Origin of the sequence: Natrarchaeobaculum sulfurireducens (assembly GCF_003430825.1) — an archaeon.
Classification (GTDB): domain Archaea; phylum Halobacteriota; class Halobacteria; order Halobacteriales; family Natrialbaceae; genus Natrarchaeobaculum; species Natrarchaeobaculum sulfurireducens.
Window position 1 is genome coordinate 2,950,175 of record NZ_CP024047.1, and the last position, 24,415, is coordinate 2,974,589.

Annotated in this window: 29 protein-coding genes; 17 read left to right on the forward strand and 12 right to left on the reverse strand. The window is 62.2% G+C overall.

The annotated features are described in order from the left end of the window. Positions 1 to 41 precede the first annotated feature (41 nt). Positions 42 to 416, forward strand: a complete 375-nt coding sequence (locus AArc1_RS15590) for a hypothetical protein (protein ID WP_117365237.1) — start codon at positions 42 to 44, stop codon at positions 414 to 416. Positions 417 to 447: 31 nt separating this feature from the next. On the opposite strand, the gene AArc1_RS15595 is transcribed toward AArc1_RS15590, so the two are convergent. Then, positions 448 to 921 carry a DUF5812 family protein gene (locus AArc1_RS15595; RefSeq protein WP_117365238.1) on the reverse strand — a complete coding sequence of 158 codons (474 nt, stop codon included), beginning with the start codon at positions 919 to 921 and terminating at the stop codon, positions 448 to 450. A gap of 138 nt (positions 922 to 1,059) precedes the next feature. Here AArc1_RS15595 and AArc1_RS15600 point away from each other — a divergent pair, with 138 nt between their 5' ends. From AArc1_RS15600 to AArc1_RS15610, 3 genes are all read left to right on the forward strand, one after another. Next, entirely contained in the window at positions 1,060 to 1,341 is a 282-nt protein-coding gene (locus AArc1_RS15600; protein ID WP_117365239.1) for a hypothetical protein, read from the forward strand. A gap of 210 nt (positions 1,342 to 1,551) precedes the next feature. Next, on the forward strand, positions 1,552 to 2,856 hold the full coding sequence (locus AArc1_RS15605) for a glucose-6-phosphate isomerase (protein WP_117365240.1): 1,305 nt from the start codon (positions 1,552 to 1,554) through the stop codon (positions 2,854 to 2,856). An 87-nt stretch (positions 2,857 to 2,943) separates the two neighbouring features. Next, positions 2,944 to 4,056 carry a CPBP family intramembrane glutamic endopeptidase gene (locus AArc1_RS15610; RefSeq protein ID WP_117365241.1) on the forward strand — a complete coding sequence of 371 codons (1,113 nt, stop codon included), beginning with the start codon at positions 2,944 to 2,946 and terminating at the stop codon, positions 4,054 to 4,056. Between the two features lie 45 nt (positions 4,057 to 4,101). On the opposite strand, the gene AArc1_RS15615 is transcribed toward AArc1_RS15610, so the two are convergent. Then, the gene (locus AArc1_RS15615) at positions 4,102 to 4,560 is read right to left on the reverse strand and encodes an NOB1 family endonuclease (RefSeq protein ID WP_117365242.1); all 459 of its coding nucleotides are present in this window, start codon (positions 4,558 to 4,560) and stop codon (positions 4,102 to 4,104) included. A 4-nt stretch (positions 4,561 to 4,564) separates the two neighbouring features. Next, complete coding sequence (locus tag AArc1_RS15620) at positions 4,565 to 4,810, reverse strand: PRC-barrel domain-containing protein (RefSeq protein ID WP_117365243.1); 246 nt, start codon at positions 4,808 to 4,810, stop codon at positions 4,565 to 4,567. 297 nt (positions 4,811 to 5,107) lie between these two features. On the opposite strand from AArc1_RS15620, the gene infB reads away from it, so the two are divergent. The 5 genes from infB to AArc1_RS15645 all read left to right on the forward strand — a co-directional run bounded on the left by infB (position 5,108) and on the right by AArc1_RS15645 (position 10,277). After that, on the forward strand, positions 5,108 to 6,907 hold the full coding sequence (gene infB / locus AArc1_RS15625; RefSeq protein WP_117365244.1) for a translation initiation factor IF-2: 1,800 nt from the start codon (positions 5,108 to 5,110) through the stop codon (positions 6,905 to 6,907). A 102-nt stretch (positions 6,908 to 7,009) separates the two neighbouring features. Beyond that, complete coding sequence (locus AArc1_RS15630; RefSeq protein WP_117365245.1) at positions 7,010 to 7,213, forward strand: hypothetical protein; 204 nt, start codon at positions 7,010 to 7,012, stop codon at positions 7,211 to 7,213. Between the two features lie 138 nt (positions 7,214 to 7,351). Then, on the forward strand, positions 7,352 to 9,037 hold the full coding sequence (gene pyrG, locus AArc1_RS15635; protein WP_117365246.1) for a glutamine hydrolyzing CTP synthase: 1,686 nt from the start codon (positions 7,352 to 7,354) through the stop codon (positions 9,035 to 9,037). Then, positions 9,037 to 9,954 carry a glutamine-hydrolyzing GMP synthase gene (guaA, locus tag AArc1_RS15640; RefSeq protein ID WP_117365247.1) on the forward strand — a complete coding sequence of 306 codons (918 nt, stop codon included), beginning with the start codon at positions 9,037 to 9,039 and terminating at the stop codon, positions 9,952 to 9,954. The genes pyrG and guaA overlap by 1 nt, the downstream gene beginning before the upstream one ends. A 2-nt stretch (positions 9,955 to 9,956) precedes the next feature. Beyond that, complete coding sequence (locus tag AArc1_RS15645; RefSeq protein WP_117365248.1) at positions 9,957 to 10,277, forward strand: DUF7126 family protein; 321 nt, start codon at positions 9,957 to 9,959, stop codon at positions 10,275 to 10,277. A gap of 285 nt (positions 10,278 to 10,562) precedes the next feature. Here the strand turns inward: AArc1_RS15645 and AArc1_RS15650 are convergent, their stop codons facing one another. The 3 genes from AArc1_RS15650 to AArc1_RS15660 form a co-directional block, all read right to left on the reverse strand. Next, complete coding sequence (locus tag AArc1_RS15650; RefSeq protein WP_117365249.1) at positions 10,563 to 11,612, reverse strand: RNA-guided endonuclease TnpB family protein; 1,050 nt, start codon at positions 11,610 to 11,612, stop codon at positions 10,563 to 10,565. A gap of 633 nt (positions 11,613 to 12,245) precedes the next feature. Further along, entirely contained in the window at positions 12,246 to 12,965 is a 720-nt protein-coding gene (locus tag AArc1_RS15655; protein WP_117365250.1) for a 5-formyltetrahydrofolate cyclo-ligase, read from the reverse strand. Between the two features lie 29 nt (positions 12,966 to 12,994). Then, positions 12,995 to 13,513, reverse strand: a complete 519-nt coding sequence (locus AArc1_RS15660) for a MogA/MoaB family molybdenum cofactor biosynthesis protein (RefSeq protein ID WP_117365251.1) — start codon at positions 13,511 to 13,513, stop codon at positions 12,995 to 12,997. Between the two features lie 129 nt (positions 13,514 to 13,642). Here AArc1_RS15660 and AArc1_RS15665 point away from each other — a divergent pair, with 129 nt between their 5' ends. Both AArc1_RS15665 and AArc1_RS15670 read left to right on the forward strand, forming a co-directional pair. Beyond that, entirely contained in the window at positions 13,643 to 14,668 is a 1,026-nt protein-coding gene (locus AArc1_RS15665; protein ID WP_117365252.1) for a zinc-binding dehydrogenase, read from the forward strand. 168 nt (positions 14,669 to 14,836) lie between these two features. Then, positions 14,837 to 15,142 carry a hypothetical protein gene (locus AArc1_RS15670; protein ID WP_117365253.1) on the forward strand — a complete coding sequence of 102 codons (306 nt, stop codon included), beginning with the start codon at positions 14,837 to 14,839 and terminating at the stop codon, positions 15,140 to 15,142. A 309-nt stretch (positions 15,143 to 15,451) separates the two neighbouring features. Here AArc1_RS15670 and AArc1_RS18780 read toward each other — a convergent pair whose 3' ends face one another. The 4 genes from AArc1_RS18780 to AArc1_RS15695 form a co-directional block, all read right to left on the reverse strand. Beyond that, the gene (locus tag AArc1_RS18780) at positions 15,452 to 15,700 is read right to left on the reverse strand and encodes a hypothetical protein (RefSeq protein ID WP_117365254.1); all 249 of its coding nucleotides are present in this window, start codon (positions 15,698 to 15,700) and stop codon (positions 15,452 to 15,454) included. A 6-nt stretch (positions 15,701 to 15,706) separates the two neighbouring features. Continuing rightward, positions 15,707 to 16,348: a hypothetical protein gene (locus AArc1_RS18785; RefSeq protein ID WP_154670859.1), complete on the reverse strand. Its 642-nt coding sequence runs from the start codon at positions 16,346 to 16,348 to the stop codon at positions 15,707 to 15,709. Between the two features lie 112 nt (positions 16,349 to 16,460). Then, positions 16,461 to 16,775 carry a DUF7853 family protein gene (locus AArc1_RS15690; protein ID WP_117365928.1) on the reverse strand — a complete coding sequence of 105 codons (315 nt, stop codon included), beginning with the start codon at positions 16,773 to 16,775 and terminating at the stop codon, positions 16,461 to 16,463. 206 nt (positions 16,776 to 16,981) lie between these two features. After that, on the reverse strand, positions 16,982 to 17,542 hold the full coding sequence (locus tag AArc1_RS15695) for an NUDIX hydrolase (RefSeq protein ID WP_117365257.1): 561 nt from the start codon (positions 17,540 to 17,542) through the stop codon (positions 16,982 to 16,984). A gap of 134 nt (positions 17,543 to 17,676) precedes the next feature. Between AArc1_RS15695 and AArc1_RS15700 the strand changes: the two genes are divergently transcribed. Both AArc1_RS15700 and AArc1_RS15705 read left to right on the forward strand, forming a co-directional pair. Then, positions 17,677 to 18,141: a universal stress protein gene (locus AArc1_RS15700; RefSeq protein ID WP_117365258.1), complete on the forward strand. Its 465-nt coding sequence runs from the start codon at positions 17,677 to 17,679 to the stop codon at positions 18,139 to 18,141. Positions 18,142 to 18,402: 261 nt separating this feature from the next. After that, complete coding sequence (locus tag AArc1_RS15705) at positions 18,403 to 19,437, forward strand: GNAT family N-acetyltransferase (RefSeq protein WP_228442343.1); 1,035 nt, start codon at positions 18,403 to 18,405, stop codon at positions 19,435 to 19,437. A gap of 39 nt (positions 19,438 to 19,476) precedes the next feature. Here the strand turns inward: AArc1_RS15705 and AArc1_RS15710 are convergent, their stop codons facing one another. Further along, positions 19,477 to 19,890 (reverse strand): Lrp/AsnC family transcriptional regulator, encoded by a 414-nt coding sequence (locus AArc1_RS15710; protein ID WP_117365260.1) that lies wholly within the window; start codon positions 19,888 to 19,890, stop codon positions 19,477 to 19,479. A gap of 102 nt (positions 19,891 to 19,992) precedes the next feature. On the opposite strand from AArc1_RS15710, the gene carA reads away from it, so the two are divergent. The 3 genes from carA (at position 19,993) to AArc1_RS15725 (ending at position 22,748) form a co-directional block, all read left to right on the forward strand. Continuing rightward, positions 19,993 to 21,069: a glutamine-hydrolyzing carbamoyl-phosphate synthase small subunit gene (carA, locus tag AArc1_RS15715; RefSeq protein ID WP_117365261.1), complete on the forward strand. Its 1,077-nt coding sequence runs from the start codon at positions 19,993 to 19,995 to the stop codon at positions 21,067 to 21,069. Positions 21,070 to 21,204: 135 nt separating this feature from the next. Next, a complete protein-coding gene (locus AArc1_RS15720; RefSeq protein ID WP_117365262.1) occupies positions 21,205 to 22,098 on the forward strand; it encodes a GAF domain-containing protein in 894 nt (297 codons plus the stop codon). After that, a complete protein-coding gene (locus AArc1_RS15725; RefSeq protein WP_117365263.1) occupies positions 22,095 to 22,748 on the forward strand; it encodes a DUF7504 family protein in 654 nt (217 codons plus the stop codon). Before AArc1_RS15720 ends, AArc1_RS15725 begins: the two co-directional genes overlap by 4 nt. A gap of 12 nt (positions 22,749 to 22,760) precedes the next feature. Here the strand turns inward: AArc1_RS15725 and AArc1_RS15730 are convergent, their stop codons facing one another. Beyond that, the gene (locus AArc1_RS15730; protein ID WP_117365264.1) at positions 22,761 to 23,531 is read right to left on the reverse strand and encodes an SIMPL domain-containing protein; all 771 of its coding nucleotides are present in this window, start codon (positions 23,529 to 23,531) and stop codon (positions 22,761 to 22,763) included. Positions 23,532 to 23,752: 221 nt separating this feature from the next. Here AArc1_RS15730 and AArc1_RS15735 point away from each other — a divergent pair, with 221 nt between their 5' ends. Further along, positions 23,753 to 24,289 (forward strand): hypothetical protein, encoded by a 537-nt coding sequence (locus tag AArc1_RS15735; protein ID WP_117365265.1) that lies wholly within the window; start codon positions 23,753 to 23,755, stop codon positions 24,287 to 24,289. Positions 24,290 to 24,415: the final 126 nt, after the last annotated feature.

The window sequence follows — 24,415 nt, forward strand, 5'->3', positions numbered from 1 at the left end:
TTTACCTGGCCTTCTTGCCGCTCGAGCGCGTAAGCACAGTAATGACGGGCGAATCGAGCCAAGAGACCGACCGACGCGACGCGATCGACGACGAAACACCAGCGCCGCCAGCCGAGCGAATTGTGGTATCATATCCCAAAGACCTCTCGGAGTGGGGACGCTTCCAGGTCGAAAAACCGTCGTTTCGCGCGTTCCTTCGCAAGACTCGCAAGCAGGCGAACGCAGGAGACGTCTGGGAGGAGTTCGTCGGCGTTGGCTGCTGTGGGAACACCCTCGACGTCCCGCTGCGCGTCGAACGGGTCGAGGGCGGTTCCGTGATCGACGACGACACCGAGATCGAGTACGACGTCCGCGAGGCCTGCGGTATCCAGGGAAGCTGGCGCGTCCAGAGTAAGGGTGGCCCGACTCAGGGGTAACAACCGAGTGCCCAGAGGCAGCCGCTTCGGCTCAATCCGGCAGGTATCGAACGCTCAATACGCCCTCGTCGGCCGATCGGCGCACTTCGACGCGGACGGCCTCGAGACGCGCAGCCCGCGCGATCGTCTCGTCGTCCTCGAGAACGTCGTGGGCGGCCGCGTCGACGTCTTCTCTGGGGACACGGAACACGTGTATCTCGCCGGTTCCGGCCCGCTCTTCGGTGATGAGGTCGCCGACGTCCGCATCGGCGGCGAGCGCCTTCGAGTGCTGGGTGGGCTCGAGGTCGCTGTCGACCAGTTCGATCGATCGGCGGCCGTCGACGTCGACGACTTGCCAGGTCACCTCGAGCGGCGGCTCCGGTGTCACGGTCGCCTCGAGGACGTCGTGGGGCTCGAGACCGGGGTTCGACGCGAGCGTGTGGATCTGTGCAGTCTCGACGTCGCGGACGACGGCCGATTCGGATTCGGCGTGTGTGACGACGAACGTACCCGTCTTTTCGGTCATGGCCGGCCGTAGGTCGTCGGTCGGTTTCGGCGTTTCGCATCCACATTACGCTTCAAGACTCGATCGGCCGCTGATTTGGCTCTCGACTGGTGGGGATCAACAGGTGTACTTTTGTCGGGCTGGCCCATCCATCACCGTATGGCCGGTTCACCACTCCTGAAAGTCTGTTACGCGTTGACGACACTGTACGGGATCGTTACGATGCTGGCACCGAAACGTGCCCTCTCGGCGTCACTGAAGCTCTGGAGCGTCGGTCTGGAGAACGTCTCCGAGCTCGAGCCACGGCCGTGGTACGTTCGCCACACTCGAGCGGTCGGGGCCGGAATGGTCGTCGCTGGCGTCGTTGGCTGTCTGCTCCAGCGGCGTGTAGACGACGTCGACGCCGTCGAAGAGCCTGAGATCATCGAGACTGACGCCTGAGACGGACTCCAACGGCTGGATACGGGTGAGCGCACGCAGCGGGATGTGTGCCCACTGGAACGAATTCGGTGGAATCCGTCTGTGCCCGTCGCCTCCTCCAGAAAACGGAACCGAGAGGGAACATCGATTTTTCGAGCGACCACGACGGCGAGTCGACGCTCCGCCGGGCATGACAAAACGGCTTTAGTCCGGGCGCTCGCCCACACGAGCATGAACGTCGATATCGGTAACGCGCTTTCGTCGGTCGCCTCGCCAGGCATCTCGAGAGCTGGCCTCGAGCGTATAGACGAGCAGGTCGCCGTTGCACACGAGCGAATCGAGCGCGGAATGGCGGATGGAGAACACGGCTACGAAGCGCTGAATCTACCGGAAAAGACCGATCCCGACGAGATCCGGACGGCGGTCGAGCCGGTCGCCGACTGCGAGACGCTGGTCACGGTCGGCATCGGTGGGAGTGCCCTCGGCGCGGCAACGATCGTCGACGCCCTCGAAGCGCAGGGCGACGGCACCGAAACCGTCTTTCTCGACAACGTCGATCCGGCGTGGGTCTCGCGTCGACTCGAGGGACTTACGCTCTCCGAGACAGCGATCAACGTCGTCTCACGCTCGGGAATGACCGCAGAGACGCTGGCGAACTTCCTCGTCGTCCGCGAGGCGTTCGACTCCGCAGGCGTCGACTGGACCGAACGGACGATCGTTACCACGGGCGAGTCCGGCCCACTCCGTGAGCTGGCCGACCGCCACGACCTGCCCTCCCTGGCCGTGCCAGACGGCGTCCCCGGACGGTACGCCGCGCTATCGGCCGTCGGGCTGGTCGCCGCCGCCGTCTGCGACCTCGATATCGAGGCTATTCTCGAAGGGGCGGACGCCGAACGCAAGAGTCTGACCGGCTCGCTGTTCGAGTGTCCGGCCTACGCCTACGGCGCGACGGCCTACGCACTCGACGGCCGCGGGGCCGGGATCAACGCGATGATGCCGTACGCCGAGTCGCTCGAGACGTTCGCCGAGTGGTTCGCCCAGCTGTGGGCCGAGAGCCTGGGCAAAGACGACCTCGGCCAGACGCCGGTTCGCGCCCTGGGTGCGACCGACCAGCACTCACAGCTCCAGCTGTACCGGGCGGGGCCGCGTGACAAACTCGTTACGTTCGTCACCCCGCAAGCACGCGCGGACCGATCGATCCCCGACACCGACGTCGAGGACCTCGCGTACCTCGGCGACGCGACACTCGGCGAGTTGCTCGAGGCGGAGTTTTCGGCCACCGAGGCCAGCCTCGCCGCCGCAGGCCAGCCGAACGTCCGGATCGAACTCGAGCGCGTCGACGCCGCCGAACTCGGCGGACTCCTCTACGGAATGGAAGCCGCCTGCGTGCTCGCGGGCGAACTCTACGGCGTGAACACGTTCGAACAGCCAGCCGTCGAGTGGGCGAAGAACGCGACCCGCGGTCTCCTCGGCGGCGGCGAGTTCGAGGAAGCCGAGGCCGTCGCGGCGAAGACCGAACTGCGCGTCGAACGGTAGCGGCTCCGGACGCTGGCCGACAGACACCGTCGGAGTTGCGCACCCACAAACGGTGTCCATATCAGTCTCGAGGAGAATACCAGCCTAATGACAGCGACGAGGCAGGGCGACGACACGACGCTCGGGTCAGACGTCGTTCTCGCGATCGGACTCTCACTTTCGGCAGCGACGCTTGCTGCTGCTGCCGTCCCGGTTCGCCGGGGCGTCGACGAGCCTGCCATCTGGCTGGCCGCCGGCTTCGCGTTGCTCGCCACCGTCACCTTCCTCTCGCGGCGGTACGGGGTCGTCGAGCGACGGATCGGCGGGCCGCTCGCGGCTGGCTCCGGCGTGCTCGTCGTCCTCTCTGCAGGGTACGCGATCAACCAGGGGGTCCTCGGCTCGATCGTCGTTCCGGGACTCGAGTGGTCGATCTCGCTCGTATTCACGGCGTTTCTCGTCGGTGCAGGCGTCGTCGCCGTCGGCGTCGCCGACTACGCAGGGATCTCCAACTCCGGGCTGAAACGACGGACGGTACAGTTCCTCGAGATGCTCGCCGTCGGATCGATCGGACTGATCGCGATGTTCATCGCACAGGTGCTCCTTGCGTCGCCCGCAATCTTCCTCCTGGGATCGCTCTCGGAGCTCCAGTGGATGGTGCTTACGTACCTCTCGTTCGCGGTCGGGCTCGGCTCGGTCGCGATCGGTTACCTGCGTTTTCGTGGCTACGGCCTGTCGTACATCGACCTCGAGGTGCCGACGGTTCGGACGGTGCTCTGGACGGTCGGCGGCCTGATCGTCCTGTTCGGGATTCTCGTCGGCGCTTCGTTTCTGATGGCCGCCACGGGCGTCGAAACGGCGGGTCACGGAACCGTCGAAGAGGCCGAACAGAACCCCGAGTTACTCATCGTCATCATCCCGGCGATGCTGTTGTTCGTCGGCCCGTTCGAGGAATTGCTCTACCGCAACGTCATCCAGAAGTCGCTGTACGAGACGTTCTCGCGATACGGGGCGGTCGTCGTCGCGAGCGTCGTCTTCGCGTTCGTCCACGTCCTGGCGTACGCGACCGACGGTCCCGGACAGGTGCTCGCGAGCCTGGTGATGATCTTCGCCCTGTCGCTCGTGCTCGGCGTGATCTACGAGCGAACGGAGAATCTGGTCGTTCCGGCGGTGATCCACGGGATGTTCAACGCGATCCAGTTTGCGATGCTCTACGTCGTCTGATCGAGACGACCTGCCACTGAAAGTCGAAAGCGGGCCTCGCGGCAACTACTGTGGGTTCTTCCGGGCGAGTTCCGTACCGCAGATCGGACAGCGGTCTTTCTGCTCGTCGAACTCCCGGCCACAGCCCTGACACTGGTAGTGCCAGTTGCGCTGTTCGTCGATGCCCTCACGGGCGATGACCTCGACGTCGACGGTGAGTTTCTCGGCGACGTTCTGCATCGCGTAATCGTCGGTGACGAGCGTGGCGTCGAGTTCGAAACTCGCGGCGATGAGCCGAACGTCGGTCTCGGATAGCACCTCGAGGTCGCCGGATTCGCGGGCTGCACGCTGTACCTTCTCGGTGGTATCGTCGTTGGGAATGTGGACGTACATCCCGGAGCCTTCCATCGCGTCGTAGCGATAGGCGCTCTCGTCTTCGAGTTCCTCGCGGACGAGCGGGATCGTCGCAGTCTGTTCTGTCGTGTGGAAGTCGTGGATAAAAGCCGAGGAGTCGAGAACGTACATACCGTTAGCGCTTGACGACGATGTAGTCTTTGACCGCCTGAACGCGGTTGACGGGAACGAGAAATCGGCCTCGGTCGTCGACGTCGAAATCGACGGTGTGCGTCGGGACGTCTTCGTGCGGGTCGACGACGAGATCGTGGAGTTTACCGGATTTGAGGTCCATGGTGATGTTGTGAAGCAATCCCAGCTCGGTCCCGTCCGAGCCCATGACGGATTTATCCGAGAGGTTCTCCGCGAGTATGTTGCTCATGCTACCCCGTACTGACTAGTCGGTATTAAAAACCACGGGGACGCTACAACGAGCCGTCATCGAGTCGGTTTTGTCCGGATCTCGACCGACCCAGCTCGCTGCGGTTCGACCGACCCAGTTCGGGTGCTCTCGAGCGGCCAGCAGTCGGTACACACGCTGAACGTTCGCGTCCATCGCTCGAGTTCGAAAGTGGTTGAGTGCCTGCCACGGGTACGCCGAAGCGGAACAACACGGATGACGATGGGTTTAACTACCGTCCTGCGGACCCTCTATACAAGACCTTCTCGGTGGTTCATCATGTCGGATACGGACACTCGCGACCCCACATCTCTCAGGACCCCGATCGTCGCCGTCCTCGGACACGTCGATCACGGTAAGACAAGTCTCCTCGATAAGATCCGCGGCTCCGCGGTGATCGAGGGTGAAGCAGGTGCGATTACCCAGCACATCGGCGCGACGGCCGTCCCCCTCGACGTCGTCTCGTCGATCGCTGGCGAGCTCGTTAACCCGGACGATTTCGACCTTCCCGGATTGCTCTTCATCGATACGCCGGGCCACCACTCCTTTACGACGCTTCGCTCCCGCGGTGGCGCGCTCGCAGACATCGCGATCCTCGTCGTCGACGTCAACGACGGCTTCCAGCCCCAGACGCTCGAGGCCCTGGACATCCTCAAACGGTCTCAGACCCCCTTTATCGTCGCCGCGAACAAAATCGACACCGTTCCCGGCTGGAACCCGAACGAGGATACCCCCATCACCGCGACGTACGAGTCCCAGTCCGATCGGGTGACGGGCCGACTCGACGAAAGTCTCTATCAGATCATCGGGAACCTCTCCGACGAGGGCTTCTCCGCCGACCTCTACTGGCGGGTACAGAACTTCCAGCGAAACGTCGGCGTCGTCCCCGTCTCGGCGATGACCGGCGAGGGCGTCCCGGACCTGCTTGCGGTCATGATGGGGCTCTCACAGCGGTACATGAAAGAGGAGATGGAGATCGACGTCGCCGGACCCGGCGTCGGCACGGTCCTCGAGGTCAAAGACGAGAAAGGGTTCGGAACGACGGTCGACATGGTGCTCTACGACGGGACTATCAAAGCCGACGATCAGATCGTCGTCGGCGGCCAGAACGACCCCCTCGTCACCGACGTTCGCGCCTTGCTCCAGCCTCGACCGCTCGCGGAGATCCGAACCGAGAGTCGGTTCGAGAAAGTCGACGAGGTCGGCGCTGCCGCGGGGATCAAAGTCGCCGCCCCCGACCTCGACGACGCGATGGCCGGTGCGCCGGTCCGGGTCGTCCGCAACCGCGCCCTCGAGGAGGTCGTCACCGAAGTCGAGGCCGAACTCGCGGACATCGCCGTCGACACCGCCGAGCAAGGCGTCGTCGTCAAAGCCGACACCTTAGGCAGCCTCGAGGCGATGGCCGACGCCCTCGAGGAAGCCGAGGTCCCGATCGTTCGTGCGGAAGTCGGTGACATCGCACCACGTGACGTGTCGGTTGCCTCGACGGCCGATGAACCGAAACAGCGCGCCATCCTCGGATTCAACGTCGACGTCCTCGGCGACGCCAGCGGGCGAGCCGAGATCGACGACGTGACGATCTTCTCCGACGAGGTTATCTATCAGCTTATCGAGGAGTACGAGGAGTACGTCGAAGGAATCGAACGCGCCCAACAGGACACCATCCTCGAGAACATCACCCGACCCGCCCGGTTTCGCATCCTGCCCGATCATACGTTCCGTCAGAACGATCCGGCGGTCGTCGGCGTCGAACTGTACGCCGGCACGCTCCAGAACAACAACACCGTCGTGAAATTCGAAGGGAACGACCCCGACCGCGTCGGCCAGGTCAAAGGCATCCAGGATCAGGGCGAAGACGTCGACGAAGCTCGCGCGGGCGACCGCGTCTCGGTCGCAATCGACGGCCCGACCGTCGGCAGACAGATCGAAGAGGACGACGTCCTCTGGGCCGAAATCCCCGAAAAGCACGCGAAAATCCTCGAACAGGAGCTGACCAGTGAGATCCCCGGCGACGAACTCGAGGCGCTGAACATGTACCTCGAGAAACAGCGCAAACGCGATCCGTTCTGGGGCAAGTAACGGTCAGTCCGGCCCCGCCGCTGCCGGTCGCTACTTCGGCCATCGATTGCTTCGAGTCCGTTCGGCCACAGCCCTTATCGGATCGGAACGGACAGTTTGGTTGTGAAACAGCTCGGGTGGGTGTTGGCTGGCGTCTACGTCGGGCTCGGAGTCGGGTCGATCTACAGCCTGGCGGTCGACGCGAGGATGACCTTTTTTCTCCTGACCGGGCTGTTGGCCGGGCTCGCGATTCCGCAGTGGTATCTCCTCTCGAGACGGGGTAGCCGGTCATCCGACGAGCTGACGACATCGGATGACGGTTCCTGAGCGGGGCCCTCGAGTGACTGACTCGGCTCACGAGGCCGTTGATCCGCTCGAGGAGTGTCGTCTCAGCTCGAATGACAACTCCTGTCGGAGACGGTCCGGTCCCGAAATCGTTTTCAACTGCTCACGCGGACACTCGGTATGCCGACGGAATCGGACACTGATTATGACCCCTCATTGGGGAACAAGTTCATCTTCGTCACCGGCGGCGTCATGTCGGGACTCGGAAAGGGAATCACGGCCGCGAGCACCGGCCGACTCCTGAAAAACGCCGGGTTCGACGTGACTGCCGTCAAGATCGATCCGTACCTGAACGTCGACGCTGGGACGATGAATCCCTATCAGCACGGGGAGGTCTACGTCCTGAAAGACGGTGGCGAGGTCGACCTCGACCTGGGGAACTACGAGCGGTTCCTCGACATCGATATGACCTCAGATCACAACGTCACGACGGGGAAGACCTACCAGCACGTCATCGAGTCAGAGCGCGCTGGTGACTACCTCGGGAAGACCGTCCAGATCATCCCGCACATTACGGACGACATCAAACGTCGCATCCGCGAAGCCGCCGACGGAACGGACGTCTGCATCGTCGAGGTCGGCGGCACGGTCGGTGACATCGAAGGGATGCCCTATCTCGAGTCGTTACGCCAGTTCGCCCACGAAGAAGACGAAGACGACGTCCTGTTCGTCCACGTCACGATGGTTCCGTACTCCAAAAACGGCGAACAGAAGACCAAACCCACACAACACAGCGTCAAGGAAGTGCGCTCGATTGGCCTCCAGCCCGACGTCATCGTCGGTCGCTGTGAAGACCGGCTCGACCCGGAGACCAAAGAGAAGATCGCGCTGTTCTGTGACATTCCAACCGAAGCGGTGTTCTCGAATCCCGACGTCGACGACGTCTATCACGTCCCGCTGATGGTCGAGTCGGAAGGGCTCGACCAGTTCGTCCTCGAGCGATTCGGCCTCGACGACCGGGCGCTCTCGGCCGAGGAGCGAACGAACGAGTGGCGAGAGATCGTTACCACCGAGAAAGACGGCGAAGTCGACGTCGCGCTCGTCGGAAAGTACGACTTAGAAGACGCCTACATGTCGATCCACGAGTCGCTCAAGCACGCGGGCTTCGAGGTCGGCGTCGACGTCAACGTCGAGTGGGTCTTCGCCGACGACCTCGCAGACGGCCACGACGGCCAGCTCGAGGGTGTCGACGGGATCGTCGTCCCCGGTGGCTTCGGCATGCGCGGGACGGAAGGAAAGATCGAGGCCGTCCGATACGCTCGTGAGAACGACGTTCCCTTCCTCGGTCTCTGTCTTGGCTTCCAGATGGCCGTCGTCGAGTACGCCCGGAACGTGCTGGGTCTCGAGGGGGCCCATTCAGCGGAGATGGACGAAGAGACGTGCCATCCCGTCATCGACATCCTGCCCGAACAGTACGAAGTCGAGAACATGGGCGGGACGATGCGACTGGGCGAGCACACGACGGTTATCGAGCCGGAGACGCTCGCCTACGAGCTGTACGACGACACCTCGTGTACGGAACGCCACCGTCACCGCTACGAGGTCAACCCCGAGTACTTCGAACAGTTCGAAGACGAACCGTTGACGTTCTCGGGCACCGCCGGCAACCGGATGGAGATCCTCGAACTCGAGGGCCACCCGTACTTCCTCGGGACGCAGTTCCATCCCGAGTACACCTCTCGGCCTGGCCAGCCGAGTCCGCCGTTTTTGGGGCTCGTCGAAGCGGTTGTCGAGCGAGCGACGGCCGACACTGGCGAAGACGAGTCGACCACCGAAACTGAAACCGAAACTGAGGTATCCCACTGATGGTAGAAACAGAGACGTTCGTTCCAGATGCAGTCGCAGAGATCGAAGACGAAATCGGCGACGCAAACGCCGTCATCGCCCTTTCGGGTGGCGTCGACTCGAGCGTCGCCGCCGCGCTGGCCTATGAGGCTATTGGCGACCGGCTCACCCCGGTTTACGTCGATACTGGCCTAATGCGCAAAGGCGAGACCGCACAGATCGAAGAGACGTTCGACTACATGGAGTCGCTGCGCGTCGTCGACGCCACGGACCGATTTCTCGAGGCCCTCTCCGGCGTTACCGACCCCGAAGAGAAGCGCGCGGTAATCGGCGAGCAGTTCATCCGCGAGTTCGAACGCGAAGCGAAAGACGCCGACGCCGACTTCCTCGTCCAGGGGACGATCTACCCAGACCGGATCGAGAGCGAAGGCGGGATCAAATCCCACCACAACGTGGGTGGCCTCCCGGACGTCGTCGACTTCGAGGGCATCGTCGAACCCGTCCGCGACCTCTACAAAGACGAAGTGCGAGAAGTCGCCCGACACCTCGGACTCGAGGAGATCGTCGCCGAGCGGATGCCGTTCCCCGGCCCCGGCCTGGCAGTTCGGGTCATCGGCGAGGTCACCGAGGAGAAACTCGAGGTCGCCCGCGAAGCCTGTCACGTCGTCGAGGAGGAACTCGAGGAGTACGAGCCCTGGCAGGCCCTCGCTGCGGTGATCGGTAAGGCGACGGGCGTCAAGGGTGACAACCGCGTCCATGGCTGGATCGTCTCGGTTCGATCGGTCGACTCCCGTGACGGCATGACCGCTCGCGCCCAAGAGATCGACTGGGAGACCCTCCAGCGCATCCAATCGCGGATCACGGGCACCAACGAGAACGTCGCCCGCGTCGTCTACGACGTGACGCACAAACCGCCGGCGACGATCGAGTACGAGTGAATATGGAGGCAATCGTCGCCGGGCCGGACGAAGACGACCTCGCCACAGCGCTCGAGGCCGAAGGCGTCTCCGTCACCCGCGTCGGCGGGATCCCGACCCGGCCAACGCTCGAGGAGGCGGGCGCGCTCGAAGCCGACCTGTTCGTGCTCACGGACGTCGACGAGGCGACGGCGATCCCGATCGTCTGTGATCTGAACGACGGTATTCGAACGGTCGTCTACGCCCGGCGAACGGTCCCGGAGTTCGTCAAGGGACAACTCGATCTCGCAGTCGACCCCCGACTGGTCGATGCGGATGCAGTGGCCGACGCATTAGTTTCTTGACATCCTCCCGCGCCTAAAGACGCGGGAATCCACGAAGTGGATATTCAGGTTGCGCGTTTCCTCTGAGTTCAAGTACGCTTTCGCGTGACCCGTCAACGGTCGCCACCGAGTTGTAACCAACAGTGTGCTTTTCAGCGCATACAGCCCTGTCAATGGGGCCTTCCCCCCTGTCAACTACAGGCGTCAACAGCGTGGAACAACGTTCCACGAGCAATCGGGCGTAGCCCGATGACGACGGCTGGTTATTCAACCAGCGAGGTAGCACGGTTCGCGTCAGCCGAGCTGTTACGCCGTGCATGGTTCACCCTCCCGTTGTGCGATATTCTCCGAAGCGTTCAGGTCGGCGTGGCGTCCACGACCGCACTCCGAACACGAAAAGTGGTCGCCATCACGGGTTCCCATCGAACTACACGCCGAACACTGCTGGCTGGTATGGTGGGCATCGACTTTCTCGACATGGATACCAGCGCGTTCGGCTTTGTACGTGATGAACTGTTGGAGTTGGTGGAAATGCCACGAATGAACGCCTGACCACGAACTATTCTCGCGGATGCCTTCGAGGTCTTCCATCCGAATGACTGGATTCTCGAACTGTTCCGCGAACGTGATGAGGCGACGGGAGAGTTTGTGATTCAGGTCTTTGATTCGACGCTGTTCTTTGTCACCCACACGGTTTCGTGCGCGAAGCGCACCCGCTTCCGAAAGCGAATCGCGTAGGGAACGATATTTGCGTCGAACGTACTTCGCCTCACCACCAGACACCAGCATCGACTCGTCCTCACCGTAGGCGGTCACAGCGAGGATGTGTCGTTCACCAATATCGACACCGACGGGCGTCTCGCCCGACGTGTCGGCGTCGTATTCGGTGTTGAACGTACAGTACCAGTCGTCTCCACGACGGTAGACCTGTAGACGGGTCTTATCGGCGTCACCTTCGACCAGTCGGTCTACGGGGTCGGCAATGTCGTCGTACACTTCTATCGGGGTGTACCACCACTGGGAGACGCACGGGAAGCCGACGACGACCGTGCCGTTCTCGGTTGTGTCGATTTCCCAGTTCTGGTTGTTGACGGCGAACGGTTGACTCTCTCGGTAGCGAACCTCTCCGTCCTTGTTGTGGTCGGATTTCGCCTCTCGAATGGCTTGGTTCTGGATAGCCGAGTAGAGGTCGTTGTCGATGCTGGCGGTGGTCACGGATTTGCCGAAGTCGTCGTTCTCCCATCCGTCGATACAGAACTGCTTGGTGTCACGGTAGAGACAAGTAGCGTGTTGCCACTCTTTGCGCCGTGAGAGGGACGGGTTGTGAAACTTCGCGGTGACAGTCACCGTGACCATTACAATTGTAATTAGGTGCGCTATCTTATGTATCTGTTGGAATATCAGGCCGTGCTATCGTCGGTGGATTGTGTCACTAACTGACGGCGCGTATCCACGGCCTGAAGACCGTGGCATTGCGCCTGTTAACCTGTAACGGTCAGTCTCGAACTGATTCACACGCTGGTGCCAACGCGTTCTCGACGATCGTTCGTTAGGAAACTCCCACTTATTCCCGAATGTCGCGGCATGAACGTTCATTCAGCCGAATTCAGCAGTTTGAATCCGAGTTAAATTCGACGAAAGTCAGCGTAAGAACGGTATACCGTCATCCCCGTTCAAGTAGTTCTCCCTCCAAGCGATGGATGGAGGTCGACGGGCAGACCCCACCGAGGCACCCAACGCCTGTTCCCGTGACTTCCAGCAATCCCACCACAGCACCCTTCCCCCCACCATTGCCATACCGTTCCGACGCGGGCGCCGCTGCACCCGCTCGCGTCACACCCTGCGGTTCTGGCACTCGAGGCGCGATTTCGCGCCTCGGATGGATTTCTCACTGAACGGTAGTTCCTGACTCGAGTGGCTCGTCCGACCGCGAGCGATGCGTTGGACGACTCCTACACGGGACGGTCCATCAGCTGTCTTCTAATCGAGTCACCGTTCATCCAGTCGCCGTTCAGCGAGTCGCTCGAGTATCGGTATCTCCCCGAGACGGTCGTCCGTAAGCAAGTCCCAGTCGATGCCATCGGGACGGTCGCCGCGGTCGGGCCGACGGACTGCTTCAGGCGTGACGATCAGGTCCATCGGGACGTCGTGGTCGTCGATGTCGACCGGCTCGTCGAGCACCTGGCGTTCGTGGACAGTCGTCGCGACCGGTGTCGTCTCGTCGACGAGGCCGAGGTCACGAAGGATGGCGTACTCGAGGTCGCTGTAGCCCTCGCCTTTCCCAATTCGCGCGCCGTCGTCGGTTACGGCGACGCTCCCGGAGACGATCAGGTCGATCGACTCGACGGCGTCGGGGCCGAGTTGCTCGCCGTGGGTCGACGAGCCGGAGACCGTCGTCGCCGCGTCGTAGTCGGCGAGTTCGTCGGGATCGAGTTTCAGAAAACACCGTTCGTCGGCGAGCCGCGGAACGGCCATGTAGACCGTCTTGCCGTCGCGAAGTGCACGCCGCCGGACCGGGAGCTGTGGGGCGTCGGGGTTCGCCTTGATCGTCTCGGCTGCCTGCCACTCGGGCTGGTCGGCCAGCCGGTCGGCAGCGGCCGACGCGTCCTCGAAATTCGGAATCCGACCGTGTGGCGGGAACGGGAACCGAGCGACGCCGCTGTCTTCGAGGTCGTCCCAGACGTGTTCACGGATCTCCTGTTTGTCCATCTCGAGGTCGCGTTGGTGCCGGATTCCATTCAAGGTTCGTCTTCGTCGGTGCCGCCGTTGGCGAGCGTCGCCAGCCTCGGCGCTTCGGGAACGATGATCGCGTCGCAGGCCAGTCGGGTCGCAGTCTCATCGTTCGGCAGACAGAAGACGGGAACGCCGTCGACGATGCCGCCGAGCGCTCGACTGCTCACCACCTCGGTCCCAATCTCGCTGTAAGAGAGTTCGTGAAACAGGTTGAGAAAGGCGGGCAGTTCCTTCTGAACGAGCGGCCGGACGGCCTCGAGCGTCGCATCCCGCGGTTCGACGCCAGTTCCGCCGGTGGTGACGATGAGGTCGGTGTCGTCACGGTCGACGAGTCTCGAGACCTTCGCCTGTACGTTGTCGTGAGTTCGTGCAATGAGTTCTCGCGTGACAACCTCGTGACCCGCCTCCTCGAACGACGTGACGATCGCCGCTCCCGCATCGTCTTCTTCGATCGTCGACTCCGAAGAGATGGTGACGATCGCAACGCCGACCGTCTCGAGCGTGCCGCGGTCGCGTCCAACCATGTGAACAGTCCATCGTGCCGGCATAAAAACGCCACCCGATCTATCGAAGATGTCGACGATTGTCGACGTTTACTTCGACACGTTGCCCGTATCATCACCATTTTATATCGAGTACCCGTTGGCCCGGATATGCAAGCGGTCAAGATCACGGAACACGGAGACACGGACGTCATCGAGTACGGCGAGTATCCCGACCCCGAAGTCGGCCGCGACGAAGTTCTCGTCGACGTGAAAGCCGCCGCACTCAACCATCTCGACATCTGGACCCGCCGTGGGCTCCCGACGCTCGACCTCGAGATGCCACACATCCCCGGCAGCGACGGAGCCGGCGTCGTCGCCGAGGTCGGCGAAGACGTCACCCGCTTCGAGGAGGGCGACCACGTAGCGCTGTCGGCCGGCGTCGGCGACCTCCGGATGGACGATCCGACGCTCGATCCTCGCTATCACATCATCGGCGAGCACGTTCCCGGCATCCACGCCGAGTACGCCGCTATCAACGAGGACAACCTCATCCCCGTCCCCGAGCACGTCGACTGGACCATCGCCGGCTCGAGCTGTCTCGTCTTCCAGACCGCCTGGCGGATGCTGATCGACCGCGCGGACCTCGAGGCTGGTGAAAAAGTGCTCGTCCTCGGTGCCAGCGGCGGCGTTGGCCACGCGGCGCTCCAGATCGCCGACTACGCGGGCGCGGAGGTGTACGCAACCGGCAGCAGTGAAGAGAAACTCGAGTACGCCAAAGAACACGGCGCTGACCACGTCTGTAACTACGAGGAAGAAGACTTCGCGAAGTGGGTCCGCTCGGAGACCGATGGCCGCGGCGTCGACGTCGTCGTCGAACACGTCGGTGCCCCGACCTGGCGCGATTCGATCAAGAGCCTCGCGAAAGGCGGCCGATTGGTGACCTGCGGTGGCACCGGCGGTGGCAACCCCGAGACCGACATCCCGCGGATCTTCTGGAACCAACTCGAGATCATCGGCTCGACGATGGCGACACCCGAGCAGGTCGACGACGTGATGGAACTCGTCTGGGACGGCACCTTCGAGCCAGCCATCCGCGAGGAGTTGCCGATGAGCGAGAGCGCTCGCGCTCACGAAATCATCGAGAACCGCGAGGGCTTCGGGAAGGTCGTCGTTCGGCCAGACAGCGAACTCTAGACGAGCGGAACCGGTTTCGACGACGACAATCGACGGGGCGAACCGCTTCTGACGCTGTCGGTCAGGCGTCGCTGACGAATTCGTCGTGCGTCCAGTGAATTCTCAGCACAGGCCCGTTCGACAGTAAGAACCGTGAGTGCTTTGACGACGCGGTCGTAACGTCCGTTCGTGAGCTCGAGTGACGACGGCGGCTACGTCCACGATCCGTCGGCTTTCGACGAAGACGGGACCCGTCAAGAAGAGGGCGACGACGACTGGGTCGACGATCCAGCCCACCCCACGACGGCCGATCGGGAGTTCGACTGGCGAGGGTGGACCCTCGTCGGCGTCATCGTCTTTGCGTTCATCGTCGCGCCGGTCGCAATCGTTCTGTGGCCACCGGACGTCGGCTACCTGTTCGCGCTGTTAATCCTCCCGCTAGTTCCGGCCGTACTGCTCGCGATTACCGCAGTCTGGGCGACGACGCGTCCCTGACTGGTCGAATCTGAGTATCGCGGACGGCTCCAACTCGATAGCGACTGCACCGTCTCTCGAGGCGGGTGAAGCCGGACGACTCGAGTGCGTCGATCGTATCAAAACCACTGGAGTACTGGTTATCCCATAATTCCGACGCACCACACACCGGTATTATATTCCCGTCCGTGGTCGGCAACAGTGGGTCTTCCAGAGCCCAATTGGAGCGTTACGGACGACACGACGGACGAGCGGACAGACTGCGAGTGGCCACCCAAGAGTCACCACTGTCACACCGCCCCAGACAGCATCCGCGTGCGAGGAGAGAACCTACCCATGAGCAGACAACAGCGACAGCCACGACAGCACGAACAGCAACACCAACAGCAACCCCAAGCGCAACAACAGCCACAACAACAACAACGAGAATCCCAGCAGCAACAGCCACAACAGCAGGGCTTCCAGCAGCAACAACCACAACAGCAGCAGCCACAACAGCAGGGCTTCCAGCAGCAACAACCACAACAGCAGCAGCCACAACAGCAGGGCTTCCAGCAGCAACAACCACAACAGCAGCAACAGCCATCACAGCAGCAACCACGACAACAACAACCACAGCACCAACAGCACCAACAGCACCAACAGCAGCAACCACGACAACAACAACCACAGCACCAACAGCACCAACAGCAGCAACCACGACAACAACAGCAGATACCGCAGTCTCAACAGTCCCAGGGAGAACTTCAGCCACATCAACAACAGCAGATGCAGCCCGGACGCGGCCGACGACAGCAACCACAGCACCAGCAGTTCGGGGGCGGTTCCGGAACGTCGATAGGACAGCAGTTCTCCCAGACAGTGCCACAGCAGATTCAGTCGGCCATCGAGGATCTGGACCGACTTGAGTCGGTTGCCGAGTTCGCAGACACCCAGGCGACGCGTCGGGGTGACGAGTACGCCGCTGGGATTGCAGATGCGCTGAAAGACGTCGCACATCTCCAGAAGGAGTTCATGATCGAAGAGAACCCACTCACCCAGGAGTTCAGTCAGTGCAGCCAGCAGCTCCTCCAGCAGGGAAGCCAACAGCTCCAGCAGTACCAGCAACCGGAGATGCAAGAGCTGGCCGACACGGCCGGTCGAGCCCTCGAGTCGGTCACCAGCGGCATCCAGTCGATGCCGACCGGCGGACATCAGCAGGGCCAGCGGTAACGACCGTCGGACCATCAGACGTATTTTTCGAGAGAACAGCGTCTACCGATAGTGCTCACGTCGTCCACGTCGGGGCCGGTCGCCGTCGCTCGAAGCGGGCTTTACCGGTCGAAAAAAGCCGATCCAGCTAGGCCCGTGATTCGAGTGCCGACTCGAGACGATCGAGGACGTCGGTCCCGTGGGCGACGTCCGCGTCCGGTGCGTTGTCGGCGAGATAGTCCGAGAGCGCGGCGGCAAGTTCGGTCGCCTGTCGGCCGGTGAACGTCCCTGACTCGTCGCCCGACTCGAGCGCCTCGAACGCCTCGATCGCCCACTCCGGTGGCGTTTCGTTGGCGTCGATGGCGTCGTCGATTCGGGTCGCGAGTACGTGATGGACGGTCCACTGCTCGTCTCTGGAGAGCGTCACTTCGTGCGTCTCGGTTTCCGATGATGGGGAACTCATTTCGTCACACGGACCGATTCCGTCGGTCCTCACCCGACACTACGATGCACGGGATAATAAGCCTTGTTGCATGATACCACTTACCATTCCGAGGTGAGAGAACCCAGTTGCGGATCGGAAGCGGCGAGAACAGGCCGACTGGAGTGCATCGACACGGTGGTAGCTGTGGCCTCGAGACAGCGATACCAGGTGGCGTTGCGTTACCATTACCGAGTGTCACGTCGCATCGCGATTTCGAACCACGGACAGAGTCGGAGCTGGCGGTACCACTCGGGGTTCGTGTGCAGTCGCTCGTAGGGAGCCCACAGAAGTCCGGCTACCTCCTCCTCGTTTGGCTCGAGTGATGGATTTGACAGCGTCAGTTTGAGAACGGTACACACCTCGTGTTCGACGCCTTCGTTCTCGAAGTACCGTTTGTATTCGAAGCGGTCGGTCAGCCGGAGGTCGTCGTACTGGTCGGGCGTGATTCCCAGTTCCTCCTCGAGGCGCTCGCGGGTAGCCGTCTTCTGGCTCTGGCCTTCGACAGGGTGGGAAGCAACAGTGCCGTCCCAGTAGGTCCCCCAGAGGCGTTTTTCGGGTGCTCGCTGGGCGAGCAGAACGTTGTCCTCGTCGTCGAAAACGAGCGCCGTAAACGCGCGGTGGCGGATGCCGTCGCCCGTGTGGGCCTCGAGGCGGTTGACGACCTCGAGTGCGGTGTCGCGTTCGTCGACTGCAATGACGTTCTGGCGTGCGTTTTCGTGGGCGAGATCGCCCTCTTGCGTTTGCATACGCCTACCCTCAGCGCGATTCGTCAAACCAGTACCGCCTACGAGCGAAGACGGCGTCGTCGAGAAAGACTGCAGAAAAGGGAGGGGGCTCGAGAGCCGTAGTCCTAATAGGTGCCACGGCGCAAGAAGGTGATATGGCAATCGTCGCGGCAATCGACGGCTCCGATCGAGCGGTCGCAGTCATCGAACAGGCGAACGACCTGGCCGAACACTACGACGTCGACTTACACATCGCCCACGTGGGCGATCCCACGGTCGACTTCAGGGAGGACTTTACGGACGTTTCGGAAGACGCGCTGAGAGCCCACGCGGGGCGGTGGTCCGAGCGAGTCGTCGAGGAAGTCCAGGAGTCGGCCTCCGAAATCGCAGCCGAAGCCGCAGCACAGGTAGACGGCCTCGAGACGTACGAGACGATCGGGTTAGTCGGTGATGCCGCCGAGGTCATCCGCCGATACGCCGAAGAACACGACGCCGAGTACATCGTTGTCAGCGGCCGCAAACGTCGTCCCCTCGGACAGGCGCTGTTCGGGAGCGTCACCCAGTCGTTGTTGTTGAACGCGAACTGTCCCGTCGTTGCAGTCCCCCAGGACCTCGAGTAGGCGGACCGGATTGTCGGTGAGATACCCCCTTTCGGGGCCATGGAGGCCGGGTTCGGACGATCACTGTGCCAGCGACAGGCCCAGAAATCAACTGCTTCCCGCTGTATTCGGGCGCTACGTCCGATTGGTGTGACCGACATACAGCCGTACGTTACGATAACTTAACCCGTCGCTCGCGCAGGAAACCGCAAACAGATGCTCCAGCGATCCACTCACTCCGCCCGATCAGCTATAGGTGCTGGCGTCGGGAACGCCCGAACGATGGCCGGAGCCGATTCCGGCCTGACCGTGACCGCCGTCGATACGATCCAGGCGATCGATCGAACCCGGTGGAACGAAGTCGTCGATCGATGTGATCTCGCGACCGTATTCCACCGTTATGAGTGGCTCGAGGCGATCGAACGTGGACTCGGGTACCCAGCCAGGCACATCCTCGTAGAGAAGGATACGAACCTGATTGGGCTGTTTCCGAACTTTATCGTGGGCATTCCGAAGACGCCGTTCGATCGACTCACGTCGATCTACCCGGGGTTTGGAGGTCCGCTGCTCTCGACCGACGTCGCCGAGGCACTCTCGCATCTGATCGAGGGGATTCCCGACCTGTGTGCCGGGCGCACGATCGTCCACGAGATCCGGGCATCCAACACGAACTTCCTTCGGTACAACGATCCGCTCGAGACCGAAGGGTACGACTCGAGCCGAGCTGGCGGTCGGTTCCTGCTCAACCTCGCGAGGGGATACGATGTGATCTTCGAGGAGATGGACAGCTCGAGGCGGCGGGCGATCCGACGTGGACGGGACCACGACCACGAGATCGACGACGTCGAGCCATCGCGGGCGAACCTGCGGCGATTCTACGAGGGGTATCGGACGCGAATGGAGCACATCGACGGGACGGTCTATCCGTTCGACTTCTTCGATCATCTGCGGCCGATGGCCGACCGGCTCGTGCTCGTCTCGTTGACGATCGACGGCGAGTACGCCGGGGGCTTTCTCGCGCTGTGTAACGATGAGCAGTCGACGGTCCACGGCTTCTTCGCTGGCGTCCCCTCGGCGTACTTCGAGTATCACGCCTCCGAGCTGGTGTACGATTACCTCTTTCGGTGGGGGATCGACAACGGCTACGAGCGGTACGATTTCGGTGGCTCGGGTGCGAACTTCGAGGACGGTGCATTCCGCTTCAAAGAGAAGTTCGGCGGTCGGCTCGTCCCCAACCTCTACTGGGAACGCGCCACGAGCCCCGCCTGGCGACTGGTGAAAACCGGACGCTCGCTGTACTGGCGCTACGCGAACTGAGACACCGGTCGGGCCATCGGTCGATCACTGATCGTGCGATCAGCCGAGTTCCTCGTCGAGGATGAGTCTGGTCTTGGTGCTCACGACCTCTTCTTGCTCTCGAGCCTGCGTGATGAGGTCGTTCACCCCGCGCGTGTCGGCAGCGTCGACGACCAACACGACGTCCTGTTCGCCCGAGACCATCCAGACGAAGTCGACTTCTTCCCACTCGGCCATGCGCTCGGCGATCCGCTTGGTATCGACGTCGACCGCGACGCTGACCTCGATCATCGATTTGACGTTGCCCGTCCGCGTCGAAATGGTAAAGCGTTCGATGACCTCGTCGTCCATCATCCGCTCGACGCGGTTGCGGACGGTCCCCTCGCTTGTCCCGACCTCGTCTGCGATCTCCGTATACGGCGTTCGTGCGTCTCGCCGGAGAATATCCAGTATCTGTCGGTCCAGCTCGTCCATGGAGATGCGTGAGTACCACCGACAACCACTTACCGATTACGAATTTCGTAACTCAGCTTCGAAGACAACACTTATGCCGGTCGATCCGATACGTAGATCGTAATGACAGCGGCCTACGTTGCACTGGAAGGTGGCCACGTACTCGAGGGACGTGGTCGCGTTCCGGGAACGGCTCGTGGCGAACTGGTTTTCACGACGGCATACACCGGATACGAAGAGAGTCTGACCGACCCCTCCTATGAGGAGCAGGTCCTGACGTTCTCGTATCCGCTGATCGGGAACTACGGCGTCCGCGAAGAGCGATTCGAGGACGACCAAGTCCATCCGCGTGCGGTGCTCGCAAAGGAACTGACCGAGGACGTCACCGACTGGCTCGAAAGCGAGGGCGTCCCCGCGATCGACCACCTCGACACCCGCGAGATCGTCACCGACATCCGCGACCAGGGGGCGATGAAATGCGGTATCGCCGTCGGCGACGACGTCACCGAAGACGACGCGCTCGAGCAACTCGAGGCCTGCAAGGCAATGAGCGACCACACCGACATCGGCGCACAGGTCAGCGTCGAGGAACCCGTCGTCCACGGCGCCGACAACGACGGCCCCGACGTTGCGCTCGTCGACTGCGGCGCGAAGGGATCGATCATCGACTCCCTGCTCGAGCGAGAGGCGACGGTCCACGTCCTCCCCTACGACTCGGACGTCGCCGACGTCGAGGCCGTCGATCCGGACGTCCTGTTCATCTCGAACGGTCCCGGCGACCCCGCCAACTACGAGGACGCCGCGGCGCTCGTCGAGACGTTCGTCGAGGACACCCCCGTGGCCGGTATCTGTCTCGGCCAGCAGATCGTCGCCCGCGCACTCGGCGGGACCACCGAAAAGATGACATTCGGCCACCGCGGCGTCAACCAGCCCGTTCTGGATCTCGAGTCGGGCCGAGTCGTCATGACCACCCAGAACCACGGTTACACGGTCGCCGACCCCGGCGACCACCTCGAGGTGACCCAGATCAACGTCAACGACGACACGCCCGAGGGGATCGACGGCATCGAGTACGACGTGATCACCCGTCAGTACCACCCCGAAGCGAACCCCGGCCCCGAAGATACCCTCGACTTCTTCGACGACGTTCTCGCGATGGTCGACGGCGAACCCCACCGAGCCGTTCCCGCCGACGACTAAACGGGTCATTTCTATAACAAATTTCACATTAGTTGAGGAATCGCCACACTTCATTTGACCCCTCTCGAGAGCCCAAAAAGCCACTTCGGCTGATCGACCACACAGTATTTATCCTCCACCGGACAATTTTTACGTGTGACACGAAACGTTCTGTGTGTCGACACACCAGACCGAGTGGCAACGACTGCCGCTGCGGTCGGTCGCGTCGACGGACTATCCGTAATCGAAGCAACATCGGTAGACGACGTCGGAGACGCACTCGAAACCGAGTCGATCGTCTGTGTCGTAACCGAGTACGACCTGCCCGACGGGACCGGTCTCGAGGTCGTCGACATCCTTCGCACTGAATCTCCACAAACGCCCTGTGTCCTGTTTACCGACGTTGCCCCGGGCGATATCGATACCGAATCCTTCGAGGAGGTGATCGTCGAATACCTGAGTCGAGAGCTTCCAGACGCCGAGGATCGGCTCGGCTTTATCGTCGACGACGTGATCAACCACAGCGCACAGGTCGGCTTTCTTAAACCCGAAGACGAAGACGAACGCCTCGAGACCCTCGCCTCGTACGACATCGACTCGCTCCCGATCGACGAGAGTTTCGAACGGCTAACCGACCTCATCGCCGCCCACTTCGACGTCGCCGTTGCCTTCATCGGCCTGATCGAAGCCGACGAAGAGCGATTTCTGGCCTGTGCTGGCGGCGACTGGGACTCGCTCACTCGAGAGGATACGATCTGTACCCACAGTATGCTTCAGGAGGACGTCATGGTCGTCGAAGACATCATGCAGGACAATCGCTTCAACGAGAACCAACAGCTCCAAAACCTCGGGATTCGGTCCTACGCCGGTGCGAACATGACCGCCCCGAACGGCCAGGTGATCGGACAGGTCTGCGTACTCGACGACACACCGCGGAGCTACACCGCCGAGGAACAACGACTCCTCGAGCAGTACGCCGAGACGGCGATGGAAGTTCTCGAGCTACGTCGGACCGTTCGGGAGGCGACCGACGTGGAGGTAGCACAATGAGCCTCCGCACGCAGGCGTTCTCGCTGGACCCACTGCCGCTAGAGGACATCGACAGCGGAACCTCGATTTTGCTCACCGGAGATGACGAGGCGGCGCTTAAATCGATCTTCGCACGCATCGTCGCAGCCGATGAAGACGAAAAGAGCATCGTCCTCGCGACGAACAGCGGCGGACCGACGGTTCGACGAACTCTCGAAGCGGTCAAACAGAGCGCCGGTAGCCGGTCGTTCGTTCTCAGCTGCCAGGGCCCAGACCAGGGCGAAGAAATCAAAACCGTCGACGAGCTTGGCGACCTCACGAACCTCGGCATGCACTATTCCGGGCTCGTCGCGGCCGCCCAGCAGTCGACCACGCGGTTTCGCTCCGGCATCTTTCTCTGCTCGACCATCCTCGGCGAAGTCGACGATACCCGATCGGTCTATCGGTTTCTCAACTCGAATCTCCTCACCGACCTTCGCCGTGGCGAGGGGATCGGTGTCTGTGCCATCGATACGAGCGCCGACATCGGTACGGACGTCGACAGTATGCTCTCGGGCATGGAGGTGTCGTTTACCGGGCGAATCGACGTCAAAACCACCGGTCAAAATGAGGCGACGCTCGAAACGTCCGGGCTCTCTAGCACCGACGAAACCGTGACCGTCTCGTTGTAACCGATTTCAGGGTTAGTCGATCGCCTCGAACCCGTAGGCAACTTCGACGGAGGCAGTGACGACCACTGGGCCTGATTCGATTTCGGTACTCGTTCCTGCGGCCGTGTCGTCCTCGGCGACCTGCATGTCGGCCTCGGGTGCATCGGCTGTCGCTGGCTGTACATCGACGTTTCGCGTCGACACCGACTTCGTACCCGTGATCGAGACGTCACGATCGGCCGCGATCGAGGACGCCTCTTCGTCAGCGTTCTCGAGCGCGTGGGCGAGCGTATCGTCGCGTAACTCGGCGCGGCGCTCGTCGCTCAGGCCGAAGTTGATCCGGCCGACGTCGTCGGCCCCGACAGCCGTGACTCCGTCGACGACGTCACCGACGCGATCGACGTCGTCGATGGTAAGGTGAAAACTGTGTGATCCCTCGTAGTCGGTTCCGTCGCGCTCCGGCCGCACGTCGTACCGGCCCGACTCGACGTCGTCGTTGGGGATTCCGAGTTCCTCGAACGCCGCTCGCAACTCCTCGGCTTGCTCGGCGAGTTCGGTCTCCACCTCGTCCGCGCTGTCGCCCGTGACCTCGAGGCCGACGTGCATCGACGCCTCGTCTGGCTCCGTCTCGATCTCACCGTTCGCGCGCACCTCGATCGAACGCTCCGCAGCGCTTTCTGGAGCTGCCCCGCGGGTCGAATCGGCCGAGTTCTGACTCCCATCCTCTTGTGCAGCACCTGTACAGCCAGCGAGGGTCCCGACCGCGCCGACGGCCGACACCGCGATGAAGCGTCGTCTGTCCATACCTCGACCGACGAGAGCCTATGAAAAAGGGGTTCGCCAAGCTGAAATATCCATTTGACCGACAGCGCGATAGCGGCTCACGACGGCAACGCAGCCTCTCCTGATAGCACTCGGAAGCCGCATACTGTCGGACTGAATAGAATTTGTCGAGATGGTGTGACAAATCGCCATAAGGGTTCTATCCGACAGTATCACAACACAGCGACCCGTCCGCTCGAGTGATGGAGCGACCGCTCGCGCTCGCTGGGTTCGAATCCCAGTCTGCAACCGCCCACACCATGACGGTACTGGGCGGTGTCGTCGTCTTCGTGCTGGGCTATTTCGGCGCGGTCACAGCCGTTTACGGCGACGTCTCGGTGCTCGCACTCGAGGTGAACGTCGGTGCCCAGCGCGTCGGCGGCGTCGCTGGGGCCGTCCTCGTCTGGGCGTATTTCGCCCTCGCGTTTGTCCGGGGCTACGGCAGTCCCATCGGAAACACCGTCGTCTACCCGCTCGTGATCGTCGTCGTGACCCCGTTTCTCGCACGCTGGGCGGTGTTCGGCCCCGACATCTCGGGCCTGATCCACCGGTTTGTCGGACTGTTCCTGCTCGAGCCGCTGGTGACGACGCTGCTCGTCGTGTTCCCCGGCCTCGCGACCGGGACGACGGTCCTCTTTCTGTGGGCGACGCTACTCACCGAGAAACGCCGACGCGAGTGGGAACGAACCCATCTGCCAGCGGCCTTTCTCGAGGCGTTCGTCGACGAACCGCTCGAGTAGCCACCGTCACGGAATCCGCACACGGCAGTCGTTCAGTCATGCCGGAAACTCCGCTGGCCCGTAAACGCCATCGCGGCATCCACCTTTTTCCGCTCAGGTTCGCTTCGTTCACGGCTTCGCCGTTCA

Coding starts and splice junctions, on each gene's coding strand:
- guaA (WP_117365247.1), top strand. CDS start 9,037: ATGGTAGAAACAGAGACGTTCGTTCCAGATGCAGTCGCAGAGATCGAA.
- AArc1_RS15665 (WP_117365252.1), top strand. CDS start 13,643: ATGCAAGCGGTCAAGATCACGGAACACGGAGACACGGACGTCATCGAG.
- infB (WP_117365244.1), top strand. CDS start 5,108: ATGTCGGATACGGACACTCGCGACCCCACATCTCTCAGGACCCCGATC.
- AArc1_RS15710 (WP_117365260.1), bottom strand. CDS start 19,890: ATGGACGAGCTGGACCGACAGATACTGGATATTCTCCGGCGAGACGCA.
- AArc1_RS15655 (WP_117365250.1), bottom strand. CDS start 12,965: ATGGACAAACAGGAGATCCGTGAACACGTCTGGGACGACCTCGAAGAC.
- AArc1_RS15620 (WP_117365243.1), bottom strand. CDS start 4,810: ATGAGCAACATACTCGCGGAGAACCTCTCGGATAAATCCGTCATGGGC.
- AArc1_RS15725 (WP_117365263.1), top strand. CDS start 22,095: ATGAGCCTCCGCACGCAGGCGTTCTCGCTGGACCCACTGCCGCTAGAG.
- AArc1_RS15615 (WP_117365242.1), bottom strand. CDS start 4,560: ATGTACGTTCTCGACTCCTCGGCTTTTATCCACGACTTCCACACGACA.
- AArc1_RS15690 (WP_117365928.1), bottom strand. CDS start 16,775: ATGAGTTCCCCATCATCGGAAACCGAGACGCACGAAGTGACGCTCTCC.
- AArc1_RS15660 (WP_117365251.1), bottom strand. CDS start 13,513: ATGGTTGGACGCGACCGCGGCACGCTCGAGACGGTCGGCGTTGCGATC.
- AArc1_RS15605 (WP_117365240.1), top strand. CDS start 1,552: ATGAACGTCGATATCGGTAACGCGCTTTCGTCGGTCGCCTCGCCAGGC.
- AArc1_RS15650 (WP_117365249.1), bottom strand. CDS start 11,612: ATGGTCACGGTGACTGTCACCGCGAAGTTTCACAACCCGTCCCTCTCA.
- AArc1_RS15610 (WP_117365241.1), top strand. CDS start 2,944: ATGACAGCGACGAGGCAGGGCGACGACACGACGCTCGGGTCAGACGTC.
- AArc1_RS15695 (WP_117365257.1), bottom strand. CDS start 17,542: ATGCAAACGCAAGAGGGCGATCTCGCCCACGAAAACGCACGCCAGAAC.
- AArc1_RS15705 (WP_228442343.1), top strand. CDS start 18,403: ATGGCCGGAGCCGATTCCGGCCTGACCGTGACCGCCGTCGATACGATC.
- AArc1_RS15595 (WP_117365238.1), bottom strand. CDS start 921: ATGACCGAAAAGACGGGTACGTTCGTCGTCACACACGCCGAATCCGAA.
- AArc1_RS15645 (WP_117365248.1), top strand. CDS start 9,957: ATGGAGGCAATCGTCGCCGGGCCGGACGAAGACGACCTCGCCACAGCG.
- carA (WP_117365261.1), top strand. CDS start 19,993: ATGACAGCGGCCTACGTTGCACTGGAAGGTGGCCACGTACTCGAGGGA.
- pyrG (WP_117365246.1), top strand. CDS start 7,352: ATGCCGACGGAATCGGACACTGATTATGACCCCTCATTGGGGAACAAG.
- AArc1_RS15600 (WP_117365239.1), top strand. CDS start 1,060: ATGGCCGGTTCACCACTCCTGAAAGTCTGTTACGCGTTGACGACACTG.
- AArc1_RS15700 (WP_117365258.1), top strand. CDS start 17,677: ATGGCAATCGTCGCGGCAATCGACGGCTCCGATCGAGCGGTCGCAGTC.
- AArc1_RS15735 (WP_117365265.1), top strand. CDS start 23,753: ATGGAGCGACCGCTCGCGCTCGCTGGGTTCGAATCCCAGTCTGCAACC.
- AArc1_RS18785 (WP_154670859.1), bottom strand. CDS start 16,348: ATGGTCCGACGGTCGTTACCGCTGGCCCTGCTGATGTCCGCCGGTCGG.
- AArc1_RS15590 (WP_117365237.1), top strand. CDS start 42: ATGACGGGCGAATCGAGCCAAGAGACCGACCGACGCGACGCGATCGAC.
- AArc1_RS15730 (WP_117365264.1), bottom strand. CDS start 23,531: ATGGACAGACGACGCTTCATCGCGGTGTCGGCCGTCGGCGCGGTCGGG.